The 255-nt window shown below is 44.3% G+C and carries 1 protein-coding gene; it reads right to left on the bottom strand.

All coding sequences use genetic code 11. From position 1 onward, the window contains the following. The coding region (locus tag ACO0KZ_RS20550) for a DUF4214 domain-containing protein (protein ID WP_422998663.1) at window positions 1-255 on the bottom strand (255 nt) is incomplete at both ends.

Below are 255 nucleotides of genomic sequence, written 5' to 3'. Positions count from 1 at the left end.
AGCCTTTTACCGCTGTGATGATTTGTGAGAATACGTCACCCACAGTCACTTTACCCGCTGCATCAAATTTGCCAGTCCAGAAAGTCACACCGTCCGCATCAGCAGCACGACCCAATACGTTGGAGTAAAATTTTTCTACCAATTCTTTGTTCGTGGATGATTTTGGATAGTAAGCACGTGCTGGATCAACATCAAACATTTGTTGAGCGATTTGCGCGTAAGTTGCGCCTGCATCTAATTTACCAACCCAAAATG

This window comes from Undibacterium sp. Di24W, from assembly GCF_049340325.1.
Lineage (GTDB): Bacteria > Pseudomonadota > Gammaproteobacteria > Burkholderiales > Burkholderiaceae_D > Undibacterium.
This window is presented reverse-complemented; position numbering and strand designations above follow the sequence as displayed.